This is a genomic window from Tenacibaculum soleae, assembly GCF_001693415.1.
Classification (GTDB): Bacteria; Bacteroidota; Bacteroidia; order Flavobacteriales; family Flavobacteriaceae; genus Polaribacter; species Polaribacter soleae.
This window is the reverse complement of record NZ_MAKX01000002.1, coordinates 159339-175862: the sequence shown is the minus strand read 5'-3', so window position 1 is coordinate 175862 and position 16524 is coordinate 159339. Positions and strand designations below refer to the sequence as shown.

The following is a 16524-nucleotide window of genomic DNA, read 5'->3' as shown; positions in this document are numbered from 1 at the left end:
AAAATAATAAATATGAACTGTATTATAATTGATGATGAAGAAACTTCTAGAAGTATACTAAAAAGACTTATTTCAAAGGTAAAAAAACTTCGTTTTATAGATGAGTTTTCTAATGCAAAAGAAGCATTTGATTACTTAGTTGTAAACAAGATTGATTTAGTTTTTTTAGATGTACATATGCCAGAAATTACCGGTTTTGATTCGTTACATTTATTGACAGCAAAACCTAAAGTAATTATTACTACTTCAGATAAAGAATTAGCTATAAAATCTTTTAATTATAGCTGTATTGTTGATTATTTACAAAAACCTTTTAATTATGCTACGTTTTTAAGAGCGATAGACAAAGTGAATGAATCGCTAATAGAAAAAGATTCTATTTCTGTAGAATACTTTCCTCAAAACAATGATTTACTTATTAAAGTAAATAGAAGAAACATTTATATAAAAATTGATACTATTTCTTTAATAAAAACTAAAGGAGAAGAAATTAAAATATTTACAGATACTTTAAATTATAGTATAAAATACACTTTAGACGAAATTATAAAAAAACTACCCAATGATTTTTTTATGAAAATAAATCAAAATTATGCTATTAACATTAACAAACAAATAAATATTGAAAAGAATAATGTTTTAATAGGCAGCGAAATTATTCCTGTCAATGATGCCAATAAATTTAAACTGATTAAAAAAATTAAACCATAATCATTTTTATGAATTAAAAATATATATAACAATAACTACGCTGTAACATTTATATAATTATTTGTTAACCAGTTGTCTATTCGTATTGATTTTTAATTAATATAGATGGGCAACTTCTTTTTTTGTAAAACAATTAACAGTTTTAAATCGAATTATAAACATATTATTTTTAATAAAGAGGTGGTATGTTTTTTTAAAAGTATTTTAAGGCTATTCGTCTATAGATTAGGTTTACTCATCGAAAAACAGAATTTATTTATTAGGCTCGATTATATATTTGTGTCAATATTAATTAAATCATCTCATCTTATGAAAAAAGTAAATCTATTTATGATCGCATTAGCATTAGCTTTCACAACTCAAAAAACTGTAGCTCAGGACAATAATGATACAAATCAGGCAACTCATCAACTAGACGTAAATGTTCCTGAGTTAGCTCTTATTGATATCTGGGATGCTAACGAAGGTGCAGAGGCAGCAACAATTTTAATGGATATGGCAAATGTTACTTTAGTAGGTACTAATGCAGAAGCAGGTTTATATGCTTTTCAAGATATGGATTATCAAAATTTATATTTAAACTACACAAGTGTAACAGGTGCAGGAGGTTCTGGTTTTGATGTAACAAGACAAATTGATGTGCAATTTGAAGCAGGAAGTACTTTTCCAGGGTCTTTAGATCTTAGAATTACTCCAGAAGCTCCATTAGTAGTAGTAAATGGAGGAACAGTAGATTCTGCCGGTACAGTAACTGCTGGTGGTGTGGCATTAGGCGCAACAACACCAATAGGTACAGATGTGTTACTAGTTAATAGTATTGAAAGTGTATATACAGGTGATGAAACTCAAGGTGTAAAATTAGCTTATACATTAGAGCAAAATGGAAATTTTGCAGGTTATCAAGCTGGCTCTTATTCAGCAGTTATACGTTATACTTTATCAGATAATTAACCCTCTTTAATTTTCCTTCCCCCATCCCCTTAAAATCCCTATTTTTTAAAAGCCCTTTACGGGGCTTTTTTTATGTTTTTTAGGATGAGATGAGGAATTTACAAGATGATTAAAAACATTCATACAATTTAAATTACTGTTCGTCGACACTTAAATGTGAACTATCGAAATACAAGATGAGATTAAGTGATATAGCTGTTAATTTACATTAGATATAATAAAAAACACTTTAAATCAAAAGGTTATGAATAAAAGTAGATTAATTTTTTTCGCTTTTCTTTTTTTTACAATAATCACAAAGGCAAACGTAATTGTTGTTAATGGTCTTACTCATAAATTTTCAGGAGTATCAGGACAAACATTTAAAGGAGAAGTTATATTAATAAACCCTACAAGTATAGATCAACGTGTAATTTTTAGTTTAAATGAAGCTTTATATAATTGTGAAACAGGTAGAACTTTTGTAGAGAAAGCTGCACATATTAATTCTTCTACCACTTGGTTTAATGGATCGGTATTAGAAAAGGTTTTAGCTCCTAAAGAAAAATTTATTTACAAGTTTAGTATTACCATTCCTAATGATGCTCTTTTAAAAGGTTCATATTGGACAACCCTTATGGTTGATGTAGATAAACCTGTTAGAAAAGAAGTGTCAAAAGGTATTGGATTAAGTACCAAAATGAGATATGCTATACGATTATTAACGGATGTTAACTTAATGGATGATGTAGCGTTAGATTTTAAACAAATTGAACTAAAACCTGAAAGTCAAAAAAATAAAAGAAAATTAACAGTTAAAATTTTTAATGAATCTCTTTTTATAGAAAATGTAAAACTATCATTAGAGGTTTATGATTTTAATGGAAATAAAATTTTGATGTCTAAAACTCAACGTTTATCTGTTTTTCCAAATGTTTGTAGAGATTTTAATATAGATGTTTCTAACTTAAAAAAAGGTGATTATAAATGTATTGTTCTTGCTGATTCTAGAGAAGAGTTTACAGGAGTTAATGTAGATTTAAAAATAGATTAATTTTTGTTTATAAGAACAGGTATTAGTCCTAGAATATAAATTTTTAAAGCTTAAAATTATGAACAAATATTTATACATATTTATTGTAGTTCTTTTTTGTTTAGCGTGTGCTAAAGAAGTAAAGGGTGATTATTTGTTTACAACACCAGCTCTTTTAGAAGAAAATATTAAACTAAATAAAAAAGACTCTCTTATAGAATTTAATAAAACAATAGCTATAGATAGTTTTTCTGTTGAAAAAACACATAAAAAATATTTTAATAAAACACAAAATAAAGCAGTACTAGACACATTAATTATAGGGAAGCAAGGTGTAAAATCTAACAAAACCCAAACCGATTTTGTAATTAATAAACCCAAAACTATTCTAAACCCAAAACAAGATTTAGGAATTCAATTTAATACTAAAGAATTGGCAACAGTTCAGGATAAAAATCAAACTATATCTTTTAATGAGTTGAAAAAAAATGATATACATATAAATATAATAAACAAGCAAAATGATTACACTACAAATAGTACTTACACGGTTATTACACAGATTACCAATAACAAAAAAACATTTAAAAATATATCACTTGAAGCCAATTTACCTAAGGAATGGAAAATAATATCAATCAGTAAAATAGGTAGATTACAAAAAGGTGAGAAGAAATTATGTTTCTTAACTTTTTATATACCAACTCAATTTAAGTCTGGTCTTTCAGATGCCGTTTTAACTCTTAAAAAAGATGAATCAATAATTAAAAAACATAATTTTACTTTAAATGTTAACCCTAATTATAGTTTAGAGGTTTTTGCAATGGAATCACCAAAGCAATTACAAGCAGGAGAATCAATTAACTCTAATTTTGTAATTAAGAATAATGGTAATTTGGCACAGAAAATTAGTTTAAAAACCAAAAATATTTTAAAAAGTAAACAAGAGTTTTTTTTACCTAAAGATTCAACTATTATAGTAACAGTATCTCAAAAAACGAACAAAAAGGCTAATAGTTTTAGAAGAATTGGTACCAATTTGGAAGTTTTAAATATTACTGGAAATAAAAAATATTATGTAACAAATAGTGTTGAGGTAATACCAACTTCAATAAAGAAAAAGGATCCTTATTTTCGATACCCTATTGAAGCAAGTTTAAATTTTAACAGTTTATCTACAAAAGATTATCATTTTTCAATGTTATCTGCCGAAGTAAAAGGAAATGGTTTTTTAGATATCAATAAGAACCATCGTTTAGATTTTATAATTAGAGCTCCAGAAAAACAAAACTTAAAATATTTTAGTATTGTAGATCAATACAGTTTTATTTATAAATATAAAAATTCAACAACTATATATTTAGGTGATCATGCTTATGATATAAATAGATTGGGTTATGGTAATCGTTATGGAATGGGATTTAAAATTGACCAAAATATTAAAAAATGGACTTTATCTACTTTTTACAGTAAACCAAGGTTATTTGATTATAATAATAAGCCTATTTACGGTGTAAAAGCTGTATATAATAAGTCTGATTCTCTTCGAATTGGAGTTTCTTTAGTGAAATCAGAAGGAAATAATTATAGTTATAAAAATCAAATAGAACAAGATGGTAAAGGTCAAATAGCAACTTTTGATTATTATTATAGAAATAAAGGTACTTATGTTGAGGCTGAAATGTCTACAAGTTTTAGTGAAAATAATTTAGATTATGCATCAAGACTTAATTTTTCGCAAAAGTTTAAAAATGTTTCATTTAATAGTAACATAACTTATGCTAGTAAAAATTATTTAGGTGCAATTTCTAACAGCTTACAGTTTAGTAACAGTTTTGCATATTACTTGAATGGATTTAATTTTGCACTAGGGCATGCTGTTTCTAAATTAAATAGAAAATTAGACCCGATTTTGTATGAAGTAGAGCCTTATTATGAGAATTTTTATGCAACATTTGGATACAGACACAATAGAAAATATAATATTAGTTTCAGATTTGATAAAAGAATCAGAGAGGATCAGCTTGAACCTGTAAATTACAAATATCAAGAATATGGTTTTGATTATAGGTTTAACTATGTTGGAAATTCTTTTACTGGTAGCTTTGGTGGGCGTTTTGCAAAAACACAGAACTTACTAATAAGTAATCAAGATTATAGAAACACGTATACACATAATTTAAATTTATCTTATAGAATTCTAAGAAATTTGAGTTTAAGAACATCAATAAATCACACTATTACAAATCGTTATGGATATTCGGGGTTAAAACAAAATTATTACAGATATAATTTTGGTGCAAATTACAATGTGTCTAGGTTTTTTAGAATAAATGCAAATTACAATAGTGGTTTTAGCCCTGAGAAAAGTTATAGAAAAAGAGATTATATAAATTTAAATATAAACGCAAAAATTAATAATCATCATCGTTTACAATTAAGAGCTAATTATTTTGAAAACCCATCAGAATTAAACAATAAACAACTACAAACATTTGTAAAATATACTTATTCATTTGGTGTAGGTCTTAAACGAATGTTTGATCAAGGTGGAATAGAAGGTTATGTGTCATGTAAAGATGAGAAGGTAAATGTTAAAGGAATAAAAATATTTACCGCGGGTAAAACCGTTATAACAAACAAGTTTGGTAATTTTGAATTAAATAACCTACAGCTAGGTAAAAACTTTATTTATGTAGATGAATCTTCTTTGCCTAATAATGTAGTTTTAGCTCAAAAAAATCCTATTGAGATTAATGTAGAAAAAGATAAAAGTAATTTTTTAGAAATTGCTTTTTTAAAATCGAGTAGTTTATCTGGTCGTTTAAATTTAACGAATACAGGTAAGGTAATTAACAAAAATCTTAGAAGCTATGTGAAAATTAGCAATAATGACTTTAGTTATTATGCAGAATCAGATGAAAAAGGATTTTTTAAATTCAAAAACATAGTTCCTGGTACCTATGATTTTAAGTTGATACGTTTTAAAAATAATAATTACATTAAAACGGTTAAAAGCACTTCGATTACAATAAAAGATGATGTGAGAAATCAATTAAATATTGATGTAGAAGGAAAAGAAAGAAAAGTTAGGTTTATCAAAAACAATTTAAAAGTATTATATAATGACTAAAATTATAAAAATTACATTGTGTTGTTTAATAATGTTTTCTGTTAGTACTATTAAGTCTCAAGAAACATTAAATGCAAATGATCCTAGTTCTTTTGTTTTAGGAGGAGGTCAAAATGTTAATCCAATTAATATTTCTTTATCAGAGTTTGCTATTGTTGATGTAGAACCAGATCCTGATAATTCGATTTCTTTCGGAGGTATAAACTCTTCTCTCGAAGCAGGTTTGTCAGCTTTAAGTGGCAATGCAAGTATTAATGAAGAGTTGTGGGTTAATTTTTCTATCAGAACAAATACAAACACATCAAATACAACTCTTAGTGTTAGAGCAAATCAAAACTTGCCAAATGGAATGGGAATAACAATTCAAGTAATTAATGTGAATGTTAATAGTTCAGATATACAAAATCCATCACAGATATATGATTTAAGAACCGTTAGTCTTGATGCCAATTTTAAAGATTTAGTAAAAGATATTAAAGGAGGTGGTGTTTCTGGCGATGGCGTTAATAATGGTTTTCAATTACGAATAACTATTAATAATCCGAATATGTTAAGCTTACCAAACGGATTTGCTTTAGAATATGAATTAAATTAAAAACTATGAAAAAACATATAATTACCTTAATTTTTATTTTGAACACATTTTTTATTTTCGGTCAAGTTTTGCCAGGTACATTAAGTGTTGCAGGTCAGCCGTTTATTATAGAATCTACTTTTGAATTGCCCACAGAAGCAGGTGATGGGCAATCAGGTATTGCTTCTGAGAGTGGTATTAACGGTCAAGAAATATCATTTGTGTTAAACCCAACATTATTAGGGCCTATACCTACAACTTCAGAGCAAAATTGTACCGCTAACGTATATTTATATAAAGTTTTTATGCATACTGAAGCTATACCAAATGGAGTTTTAATAGAAGCAAGAGCATCGACAGGAGGAACAGCTGTTCCTGTCTCAAGCCCTTACGATATACTTAACATTCCTTTTGGACCAAGGGCAGTAACTTTAGAAAATGGAGGCGCCTACATTACATTACCAGATGATGGTAGCCAAGCTATTAAGGTTTTTGAATTTGTTGGGTGTAGAGAAAATGTACCAGTTCAATTTAGAGTTAAAGCAAAGAGTAAAGTTTCTACAGATTTAATAAGTAATGTAAATATATTTTATACCATTACTGCAACTATAAATTAAGTTTAGTTAAAATAAGTTATAGTGTTGCTGATTTTAACATTTTTATTAAAATAAGTTTCTTGCAGTTAGGCTTTTTGTCATTTGACAAGTCACATCGAAAAAATCAATAATACTTTTGATATAAAGATTGAAATATGACACCAAACTTACCACTTTACATTTCAATTTCGTTTTTACTAATAACAGTTTATGTAATTTATGCGTTTGCAAAATCGAACAGCTTAAAAAAGATAACTTTAGCTATAATAATGGGGTGGTCTGTACTAATTTGCATACTTGCTTATAACGGTGTTTACCATTATACAGAAGGTGATAAGTACTCAACTTTTCCATTAGTAATGGCGCCGCCAGTATTTTTTATAGTGTATTTAATTAGAAATAAATTTTATAAAAACAGAGATATTCGTTGGAGTACCGCTGTACATATTGTTCGTTTTCCGGTAGAATTATTGTTGTTTGAATTGGCGATAAGAGAATTACTACCAATAGAAATGACTTTTAAAGGTTTGAATTTTGATATTATTCCAGGGATTACCGCTATTTTATTATTACTTTGGATGAAATACGGAAACGTAAACAAAAAACTATTATTAGGATGGAATGTTTTAGGATTAATCTTTATTCTTTTCATTTTAACAAATGGATTTTTATCACAAGAATTATTATATAAAAACTTTGGGTATACGGTTCCAAATACTGCGATTACTTATTTTCCTACCATATTATTAGGTGGTGTAATTGTGCCGATTGTAATTTATACACATATTTCAGATATTATTTTATTAGCAAAAAAACCATAAAAATGAAGAATATTTTTAATAAAGAAATAACGAACGAAGTAATTAACAGAATAAAGCAATTAACACCAGCAAGCCAACCGAGTTGGGGTAAAATGGGTGTTGCTGAAATGTTAGCGCATTGTTGTGTTGCTTATGAAATGATTTATACAAGCAAGCATCCAAGACCAAATGGTTTTGTTAGAATGATGCTTAAAATATTCGTAAAAAAAGCGGTAGTAAACGAAGTGCCTTTTACTAAAAACGGAAGAACTGCTCCACAATTTATAATTACTGATGAACGTGAATTTGAAGTAGAAAAAAAGCGTTTAATAGATTTTATAATAAAAACTCAAGAATTAGGCGAGCAGTATTTCGATGGAAAAGAATCACACTCTTTTGGTAAGTTATCTACAAAAGAATGGAATAATTCTTTTTACAAACATTTAGAACATCACTTAACGCAATTCGGCGTTTAAAAAAAGGTATCTAATTTAAAGGTTAACATAAAATACAACATTCCTATTGTAACCAAAAAATGAAATCCGAAACCAATATAATTGATCACTTTCACAACGGTTTTACTATAAAAACCGCTAATGGAATAAAGGGCTGCTATTAAAATAGAAACTTCTACACTTATTACAGATAATTCTATAAAATCGAAATTATGTTGTTTTGCATTTATGTTGTCAATGATCCAAAAAATTAAGAAACCAATTATAATAACTGCGTTTAAATAAGAAACTATTAAGGTCGTTTTTTGTTTTTTATAACCAATGAGAATAGCTGCTAAGTGGCAACCTAAAATAAGAATCACTGTAATGCTTGCATCTATATCATTCATAATTATTTTGTGGTTGTGTTTTTTAAATCACTTATGTATTTTTTAGTAGTTTTATCTACTCTTGTTCAAAAATAATATTTCTTTCTGTTTTTTTCTTGTACATGTTCTTAGTAATCATCTCTTTGTTAGTTGTTGAGCAATAATTTTTACTATTTGGATTTAGTGCATATTCAAGTTGATGGTCTATCATTTTTTCAAAAGGAAGCAAGAAATTTTTTGTATTACATTTTTCTAAATCAGCCTTCTTAAGTAAGTTTATTACTGTGTAAACAGACTCAATTGTACTAAGACAAAGCGCTGCTGGTTGCTGTTTAATAATAAATTTAGATTTAATCTTATTATCAAAACTGACTCTTTTTAATTGTTGTAGGTTGGTACTTAGTTTAAGCATTTTACGAGCGCAAGGCCAGGTACCATCAAGAATAAAAATGTGTGGACTATCTCCCATAAAAGAATTTATTTCAGCATTTTTTCTTGTAGAGAAGTTAAAATTATCTTTTCCTGGATACAGTAAGAAAGCGTTATTTTCTTTATTAGCAATTATTTCATTTACTCGACTATTATTCGTAAAATCGACACCAACTATAATTTCTGAATTTACAAGTTGAAGTTTCGTAATATGCCCTGTTCCGCTTTTTTCTTTTCGGTATTCCTTCGGGTGCATCAGAATAATAAAACGAGTATTGGTGCGAAAAGGGTTAAGATGTTTACAAATACAGGTGCTTTTTGGTCGCATACATTTGTAACATTTTATTCGTGGATTTTTTATTTCTACTTGCAAGAGGAATATCTGTTTATTTTAATTGGCTATAACTAGTTATATTTTCTTATATCATAATTTTTTCTCCTTGTTCAATTAACTTGTCTGAACTATCATTATTCTCAATAATTTCAAATATTTTAAATTGCACGTGTTTATAAAAGTATTTATTTAAATTTGTTTTAATATGTTCTTTATTTAAATCCATTTGTTTGGTAAGTTCTATTCCAATAACAAAATATGGTTCTTGATATTTTTCTACATTAACAAACAAGGCAACATAAAAATTTTTAACAGGAACAATATTTAAGTCATTTTTCTTTAAAGCTTTAACAATGTTTTTTTTGTCTGAGATATTGACTTTAGAAAAGATGTTGTGAATAATTTGAATATTTACTTCTCTTTTTTTCAAGATGTTCTTGCGTTACATTAATCACAACATCTTTGGTTATATCTATTCCTGTTTGTGGTTTAATATCGATCGGGCAAGGATTTTGTAAAATATTAATTCCTAATGATTCAGGGATATTAACATTTACACTTTTCGCAATTGATTTCCTTTTATTATAGATTTTAACAATTCGTTTACCTTTATCTCGTTTAATTACATTTGCTTCTATTCGACCTTTCTTTTCCTCTGATTTATCCTTTTCTAATTTCTTTATTTGGTAGTCATTAATAAGTTCAGATTGTTTTTTTATTTTTATGTCATGATTGAAATAAGTGAAAATAGCCAATAAAAGGGCAATAATTGATATAATAAGTCCAATTATTTCCATGTTATTTAAATTTAATATTTTTATTTCCTTTGAAGGTTTCTTTTAGTATGTTATTCATTTTTTGTTGTAAATTAATTTGAACTTCTTTTTTAGTTTTCTCAATTTCTTGTGATATATTTTCTTGATTTAATTCTACTAATTCATTATATTCTCCGTTATATTCTTTTTCACATCGATTACATTTAATCCAAGATTTATCATCATTATATTCAAAATCGGAGTCTCCACAAGTTATACATTCAAGTTTTACTGATTTATTGTAATTCTCTTTCATAGTTAATTTAGTTTATTTTTTTACCTTATAGCTAACATTTTTATGTATGATTTCGTTGCGTTGATTAAGCACTAAAGTTAGCAAATAAATCACAGATAGAAAGTCCGTGATGACTTTCGTAAGTAAGCTGTAACTAGCAATGAATTATACACGTTGTTGTGTGTAGTGCTTATTCCAAGATTTTATTTCCTACAATTATTTTCTAGTTTTATTATAAATGCAAAATGAAAATATGTCATTTTATTGTGAGTAAATATGTCAATTATTTATAATTGTGACAAAATTTCATTTTTTAATGTATTAAATTCAGTAAAATAACTATTTATTCGTAATGGTATTTTTTTTGCACAAAGAATATAGAAGTCGAAGCGATTTCAAATTTGAAATAATGTTTAATTTAAAATTTTATAATTATGAACAATTTAGTAACTGTTCCTAAAAATGGAAGTTTAGCGAACAACAATTCAAATCAAAACTTTCCAACTTTGTCAAATTGGTTAGATGACATTTTTAATAGAGACTTACCATCAGTATTTACTTCAAATTTCAATACTGGTATTACTTTACCAAAAGTAAATATTAAGGAAACTGCCGATGCTTTTATGATAGAAATGGCTGTTCCAGGGTTAAAAAAGTCAGATTTTCAGCTTGACCTCGATAATCAATTATTATCGATTTCGACAGAAACGAATGAAGAAAATGAACACAAGGAAGAAAATTATACTCGTAGAGAGTTTGGTTATTCCTCGTTCAAAAGAACCTTTAATTTACCAGAAAGTGTAAACGATGAAAAGATTAATGCAAATTATGAAAATGGTATTTTAAGTATTTTTTTACCAAAAAAAGAAGAGGCAAAACAAAATCCTGCCAGAAGCATTAAGATATCATAATTGTTTCATTAAATTTTAGAGTAAAATGTTAAGAAGGATGCTGATTTTTTTCAGCATCCCCTTAATAATAAGTTTAATTCTTTAAAATTATAATGTTATGCCAAGAAAGTTTAAATCTGGGGAATGGGTAACAGTTAAAGGAAAACTTACCTCCCCAAAAATGCAAGTTATCAAATATGTCCCAAAAAAAGATTCAATATTTGGTTTAGTTAATAATGACAATTATTTGGAATGTGTTTGGTATAAAAATGGTGAAAGAAAATCAAAAGTATTCCACCAAAACAAATTGATTAAAATGATAGAAACTAGTGGTTTGTTAAAAAGAGATACAACAAACCCAGAATTAAGTTTAGCTTAAAATTTAAAGTGATGAAAAAGTATATTTTAATATTTATGGTTAGCTTGTTAAGTATTAGTTGTAACGGACAAGAAAATGAAACTAAAAAGCTTGAAAAAGAAGATAATAAAACTGATATAGTTGAAGAGCCTAAAGGTACTTGGAAAGTTGATAAAGAATTTGATGAAAAAGGAAACTTAATTAGATATGACAGTATTTATTCTTGGTCTTCCAACGATAAGTTCGATAATCTCTCATTGTCAGATAAAGGTAGTTTGATGCAATCTTTTAAATCACGATTTTTCTCAAACTATTCAGGATTTGAAAATCAAGGATTTGATGATGTTTTTTCTCAAAATTCACTTTTCAGCAAACATTTCTTTAATGATGATTTTTTTGGAAGTAATTTTGGTAAAGACTTTATGGACATTGATAAATTAAGGCAACAAATGATTGCAAGACAGAAGAAATTTTTAGAAAAATATCAGTCAGAATTTATCAAACCTGAAGACGAAAACTAAATAGTTTTCGTCTTTTTTTTTCTTGAGTAGGCGAGAACCAGCCATTAATTATATACGGTATTCTACGCTGGCTTTTCATTCAATATTTTCCAGATTTGGTCTAAATCATCACTCCATTCATTTTTCAAATATTTATCTAATAATAGTTTCCTTATTTTGTGATATTTAGATAGATTAATGATTTCATCTGGTGGGTTTTTCCATATATTGAAAAGAGCATCAGAGCTTTTAAAATGAGATAGAATTTTTTTATAAATCGTCTCTGATTTTTCAATAGTTTCGTACATATCGATTAACCGCAAATCGTATTCAATTGTATCTTTATTTTTATCTAAATGAGCATATTGATTATTTCTTAAGGTTTTTATCTTTTCAAGATTATGCTCAATTAAATCATTTATTTGTAACTCAAGTTGGTTCAGTTCAGCTTGAGTCATTTGATTATTCCATTCAATTTTATGAATATTTGATTTTGCAAAATTTATTGTCTTTTTCAAGCTAAAATACTCTTTTGGATTCAGTATTTTATGAATGTTCAAGACTAAAAGTTTTACTGAATTAAAATATGTTCTATAAAGAAATTTTGATTTATCTACAGTAATTTTAAAATATTCTTTTTCCGTATTAGATAAGTGTTGAATGTCGCTTTTTAATATCTCTAATTCCACTAAGAGTTTGTAAGTTTCGCTCATTTTTTCTTTAAATATGGAATTTGGATTTTTCATTTTTCAATTTGCCGACAACGTTTAGTATATGGCAAGTAGGGCATGTTATAAGTACTATTGTTTCGGTTTAAAACTTAGCTAAATATAAATATTTTGTTTTTCGTTTAAATGCTAAATTTTATATTTAGCGGACTTTGTAAAAAAAAACACAGAACTTTGAGGTTAACACCAAAGCCCTATGTTTTTTATATATTGTTACGCACTGGCTTTATTTTATCTTTTTTAAATGTATTTCATATAAGGGTTTCAATATTTTATAGTCTATATAGATTGTTCCAAATGGGGTAAAACAAGCAATTAAAATTTTCCAAGTTGTTTTTTTGAATTTTAGGTTATTTTCTATTGATATATTAATAGCACTTATAACAAATAGCAGAAAAAGTATACCGTGAATAGGACCTAAAATTGAAGTTAATAAAGTCATATTGTAAAGTTGTTTCAAAGGCATAGAAATAAAGAGTAATATAAGTAAAGAACTACCTTCTAGAACTGCTAACAAACGTAGTCTACCTATATTTGAGTTTAAAAATGATTTCATTAAGTTAATTATTAATTAAAGGAATTAGTAAGTGTCTAATATGTTTTTGTTAGCTAGTTTATCAAATCCCATTTTATAAAGAATATTAGCTCTAGTATTTTCTTTGTGATTTAATGTTTCTATTGTTTGTATGATATCTTTTTTAAAGTTAATTCGGGGATAATTTTTGTGAGTATCTGTAATAAATTTATTAGGAAGTTGAAAATGATGACTCCCAACAACATCCATTGTAGCACCTTTTGCTAATAAATAAGGTTCATTACCAAATTTATTTATATCCACATTAGGGTATAAATGCATATCAATGGCTTTTTTTATAATATTAGCTTTATTAATGGGAGCTCCATTTTTAATGACAAATTTTTTAGCATAATCTCCGCCGTAATTAGCAAAACATTGTTTAGAGCAAATATGATTGTGTTTGTCTGTTAATCCAGAATCGTGTAAAATAGAAGATATAAATAGGAGTTCATTGTCTGTTTTTATTCCTTCTGAAATGGCGATTCCTGCACTCCAAAAAAAAGTTCGATAACAATGTTTTAGGAGAATAGGGTTATAGATATCATTTGCTTCTTCAATAGCTAAAAGAGCTAATTTTGAATCTGGAATTTTTAAATCATTGAAGTTAAATTTAGAATACGATTTTAAACCTAATTGAACTGATATTTTTTTTATATTTTCACTTAATTTTGATTTTATAAGTAAAAATTTAAAACTTGAAATTTCCTTTTTGTTTAAAACACCTGATTTTGTAAGAGTATTATTATTCATTTTTATTTTTTTAAATTATTATTTCTGCTCAATATTTAAAATCTTAAATAAGGTCTGTTAACCAATGGTGAAAAAGGCCAAGGAATGGCAATAAATATTATGAAAAGTGCAATTGAAAAATAAACAAGCATTGTTTTAAATTTCTCAAAATCTGACTTTTTACGTTTTGCTTTAGCTGAACCTATTGTAATGATTACTATTGCTGAAATCATTAGGACAAAATGAAATAAACCAAAAAAAGTTAATTCCCAATTAGAAATTAAATTTTTAAAATCTGAAAAAAAATGTTTTACGATAGGACTTTTAGTATACATAAACATACCTATTGTAAGTTGAATATGTGCAATAGTTGCTGTCCAATGACGTACTTTATTGTCAAGATGTGTGAAGTTAGATTTTGATTTATAGCCTTTATATGCTCTGAAAATGGCATAAACTAAAGAAAATAGTACGATCCACCTGAAAATAGAATGTATAAAAAGTATTGTTGAGTACATAATATGTCTTAATTTTTACAGGTACAAATATCTATGTTTCTGTAAAAATGATGTAGAACCTATTATGCTATAATTAGGATTTTTCAATCATTTTTCTAAATTCAGTTGGAGAAATTTTTTCAAATTTCTTAAAGAATCTTGTAAAATAAGAAGAGTCTAAATATCCCATTTTATAGGAGATTTCACTTATTGATAATTGAGATTGATATAAGTAATATTTAATTTCAATCAGTTTTACCTCACTAATAATTTCAGAGGCAGACTTAGACGTGATTTTTTTTACGGATTTATTTAAATGATTAGGACTTATATTCATTATTTCTGCAAAATCTGTAACTTTTAGATTTTCGTTTACTTTTTTATAAACTAAAGTTCTAAATTGAGACGTAATTTGATAAGACGCATTTTGATTAACTAAAACGGTTTTCCCTAATAAAGCTTGTAATTCTGTAAGTAATGTATAGATATAAGAATTAATAATATTTTGGTTAGGAATATTTACGTTTTTAAATTCGGTAATTAATCTTTCGAAAATATTCAATAAGGCAGGTTTTGAATCTGCTTTTATATCTATAATAGGGTAGTTTCCTGTATTTAGAAAATCAAATTCTGAGATTAACTCAACGTTTCCAAATTTTCCGATAAGTATATTGGGGTGAAAATGACAAATGAATCCTTTTACATTTTTTAATTTTTCTGTTACAGAAAATACAGTTCCTGCTTGTAATACGACAATTTTATTTGGAGTAATTGTATATTCTTTAAATCCTATTTTTGTTTTATATGAACCTTTTGTTACAAATATAAGTGTATGACTTTCTTCTCGTGAAGGACGTATTGGTTTCAAAATACTACCTGTCAAATCTTCAATTCTCAAACAAAAAAAATCTATTATAGTTTTTTTAAAAAGCTCATTTAATTTAGGGCTATCATTAAAGAATTCTTTTCTAAAACCTTCAGAATTGTATTTTTTTATTTCAGATTTCATTTATGGATAAACTGCTTTTTTTAGCTAGTAGGTAACGGTTTTATGTAAGGAAAGTTGCGATTAAATATGCGTCTACTTTCCAATTTAAAGATAATAATAATTTAATAAACGGAAATAATGAGAAATAATAGAATTAGCAAATTTTTTTACACGGTGTTAGCAACCGTTTTTTCGTTTTATAATCGTTCCGAAAAAATTAGTTATTATCGTTCTTTTGAATATTGGTTTGATAATATTCCATTTGTTGAAAGGAGTTTTCTAAATTTAGTATCTTTTTGGATTTTTCTAATAATTCTTTTTCAATCAATATGTTTTGGTTTTTTAATTCATTCAATCTTGATTCGAATTCTTTAGATTTGTTTTCACTTGTAAAAACAGTAAACATAGTTATTGAACCTAATATAATTGTAAAAATAATAGATGTAATATTGCTATATAAATTAGTGTTTAATGTTTTTCCTTCGTTTATTAATTCAAATGAAGAATACAATTCAATTCCGTCATCTAAAATACAACAATATGGATTCATTAATTCAGTTTCATTCTTTTTAAAATGAAGTAAATTTTTATAAAATAAATAGTCAGAAATCTCATACACATCTTCATACTTTTCATTAATTTTTGATGAAATTTCTTTTAAAGAGAAGGTATATTGTTCAACAGGATTTTTTCCTCCGTTTTTCATTCTCTCTTTTGATAAGAACTTTAGAATTTTATGCTTAACTCTATATGATTTTGGTATTAAGTATTTCATTTTTAAAAAGTGTGATTGGTAATGTTTGCCAACGGTTTTGTATAAGATTAGTGTGGGAGGTAGACAATT

The 16524-nt window shown here is 26.5% G+C and carries 22 protein-coding genes; 11 read left to right on the top strand and 11 right to left on the bottom strand.

Features of this window, described 5'->3' with window-relative positions:
* Positions 1 to 12 precede the first annotated feature (12 nt).
* The 8 genes from BA195_RS08055 (at position 13) to BA195_RS08020 (ending at position 8253) form a co-directional block, all read left to right on the top strand.
* Positions 13 to 711: a LytR/AlgR family response regulator transcription factor gene (locus tag BA195_RS08055; protein ID WP_068704293.1), complete on the top strand. Its 699-nt coding sequence runs from the start codon at positions 13 to 15 to the stop codon at positions 709 to 711.
* A gap of 309 nt (positions 712 to 1020) precedes the next feature.
* Positions 1021 to 1662 carry a hypothetical protein gene (locus BA195_RS08050; RefSeq protein ID WP_068704291.1) on the top strand — a complete coding sequence of 214 codons (642 nt, stop codon included), beginning with the start codon at positions 1021 to 1023 and terminating at the stop codon, positions 1660 to 1662.
* Positions 1663 to 1906: 244 nt separating this feature from the next.
* Positions 1907 to 2695: a WxL protein host-binding domain-containing protein gene (locus BA195_RS08045; RefSeq protein WP_068704289.1), complete on the top strand. Its 789-nt coding sequence runs from the start codon at positions 1907 to 1909 to the stop codon at positions 2693 to 2695.
* Positions 2696 to 2753: 58 nt separating this feature from the next.
* Positions 2754 to 5807: a porin family protein gene (locus BA195_RS08040; RefSeq protein WP_068704287.1), complete on the top strand. Its 3054-nt coding sequence runs from the start codon at positions 2754 to 2756 to the stop codon at positions 5805 to 5807.
* Entirely contained in the window at positions 5800 to 6402 is a 603-nt protein-coding gene (locus BA195_RS08035) for a hypothetical protein (protein ID WP_068704285.1), read from the top strand. Before BA195_RS08040 ends, BA195_RS08035 begins: the two co-directional genes overlap by 8 nt.
* A gap of 5 nt (positions 6403 to 6407) precedes the next feature.
* Positions 6408 to 6998 carry a hypothetical protein gene (locus BA195_RS08030; RefSeq protein WP_068704283.1) on the top strand — a complete coding sequence of 197 codons (591 nt, stop codon included), beginning with the start codon at positions 6408 to 6410 and terminating at the stop codon, positions 6996 to 6998.
* Positions 6999 to 7132: 134 nt separating this feature from the next.
* Entirely contained in the window at positions 7133 to 7798 is a 666-nt protein-coding gene (locus tag BA195_RS08025) for a hypothetical protein (RefSeq protein ID WP_068704281.1), read from the top strand.
* 2 nt (positions 7799 to 7800) lie between these two features.
* Positions 7801 to 8253 (top strand): hypothetical protein, encoded by a 453-nt coding sequence (locus BA195_RS08020; RefSeq protein WP_068704276.1) that lies wholly within the window; start codon positions 7801 to 7803, stop codon positions 8251 to 8253.
* On the opposite strand, the gene BA195_RS08015 is transcribed toward BA195_RS08020, so the two are convergent.
* From BA195_RS08015 to BA195_RS07995, 5 genes are read right to left on the bottom strand one after another with little or no spacing between them, the layout of a single operon-like run.
* Entirely contained in the window at positions 8250 to 8621 is a 372-nt protein-coding gene (locus tag BA195_RS08015) for a hypothetical protein (protein ID WP_068704274.1), read from the bottom strand. The genes BA195_RS08020 and BA195_RS08015 overlap by 4 nt on opposite strands.
* Positions 8622 to 8676: 55 nt before the next feature.
* Positions 8677 to 9402 (bottom strand): tRNA-uridine aminocarboxypropyltransferase, encoded by a 726-nt coding sequence (locus BA195_RS08010; RefSeq protein ID WP_262509357.1) that lies wholly within the window; start codon positions 9400 to 9402, stop codon positions 8677 to 8679.
* Positions 9403 to 9448: 46 nt separating this feature from the next.
* Entirely contained in the window at positions 9449 to 9793 is a 345-nt protein-coding gene (locus tag BA195_RS08005) for a hypothetical protein (protein WP_068704269.1), read from the bottom strand.
* Positions 9744 to 10160 (bottom strand): hypothetical protein, encoded by a 417-nt coding sequence (locus BA195_RS08000; RefSeq protein WP_068704267.1) that lies wholly within the window; start codon positions 10158 to 10160, stop codon positions 9744 to 9746. Before BA195_RS08000 ends, BA195_RS08005 begins: the two co-directional genes overlap by 50 nt.
* Before the next feature lies 1 nt (position 10161).
* Complete coding sequence (locus BA195_RS07995) at positions 10162 to 10434, bottom strand: hypothetical protein (protein WP_068704266.1); 273 nt, start codon at positions 10432 to 10434, stop codon at positions 10162 to 10164.
* Positions 10435 to 10847: 413 nt separating this feature from the next.
* On the opposite strand from BA195_RS07995, the gene BA195_RS07990 reads away from it, so the two are divergent.
* From BA195_RS07990 to BA195_RS07980, 3 genes are all read left to right on the top strand, one after another.
* Positions 10848 to 11324 carry an Hsp20/alpha crystallin family protein gene (locus BA195_RS07990; RefSeq protein ID WP_084443124.1) on the top strand — a complete coding sequence of 159 codons (477 nt, stop codon included), beginning with the start codon at positions 10848 to 10850 and terminating at the stop codon, positions 11322 to 11324.
* Between the two features lie 97 nt (positions 11325 to 11421).
* Positions 11422 to 11682: a YodC family protein gene (locus BA195_RS07985; protein ID WP_068704264.1), complete on the top strand. Its 261-nt coding sequence runs from the start codon at positions 11422 to 11424 to the stop codon at positions 11680 to 11682.
* Between the two features lie 11 nt (positions 11683 to 11693).
* Positions 11694 to 12182, top strand: coding sequence for a hypothetical protein (locus BA195_RS07980; RefSeq protein WP_068704262.1), 489 nt, complete (start codon positions 11694 to 11696; stop codon positions 12180 to 12182).
* A gap of 62 nt (positions 12183 to 12244) precedes the next feature.
* Here the strand turns inward: BA195_RS07980 and BA195_RS07975 are convergent, their stop codons facing one another.
* The 6 genes from BA195_RS07975 to BA195_RS07950 form a co-directional block, all read right to left on the bottom strand.
* Positions 12245 to 12907, bottom strand: a complete 663-nt coding sequence (locus tag BA195_RS07975) for an AbiU2 domain-containing protein (protein ID WP_068704260.1) — start codon at positions 12905 to 12907, stop codon at positions 12245 to 12247.
* Positions 12908 to 13115: 208 nt separating this feature from the next.
* Positions 13116 to 13445 carry a DUF3817 domain-containing protein gene (locus BA195_RS07970; protein ID WP_068704258.1) on the bottom strand — a complete coding sequence of 110 codons (330 nt, stop codon included), beginning with the start codon at positions 13443 to 13445 and terminating at the stop codon, positions 13116 to 13118.
* Positions 13446 to 13469: 24 nt separating this feature from the next.
* On the bottom strand, positions 13470 to 14216 hold the full coding sequence (locus BA195_RS07965; RefSeq protein ID WP_068704256.1) for an HD domain-containing protein: 747 nt from the start codon (positions 14214 to 14216) through the stop codon (positions 13470 to 13472).
* A 35-nt stretch (positions 14217 to 14251) separates the two neighbouring features.
* On the bottom strand, positions 14252 to 14713 hold the full coding sequence (locus BA195_RS07960; RefSeq protein WP_068704254.1) for a hypothetical protein: 462 nt from the start codon (positions 14711 to 14713) through the stop codon (positions 14252 to 14254).
* Between the two features lie 73 nt (positions 14714 to 14786).
* Positions 14787 to 15701, bottom strand: a complete 915-nt coding sequence (locus BA195_RS07955; protein WP_068704253.1) for a helix-turn-helix domain-containing protein — start codon at positions 15699 to 15701, stop codon at positions 14787 to 14789.
* A gap of 196 nt (positions 15702 to 15897) precedes the next feature.
* The gene (locus BA195_RS07950; RefSeq protein ID WP_068704252.1) at positions 15898 to 16455 is read right to left on the bottom strand and encodes a hypothetical protein; all 558 of its coding nucleotides are present in this window, start codon (positions 16453 to 16455) and stop codon (positions 15898 to 15900) included.
* Positions 16456 to 16524 lie beyond the last annotated feature (69 nt).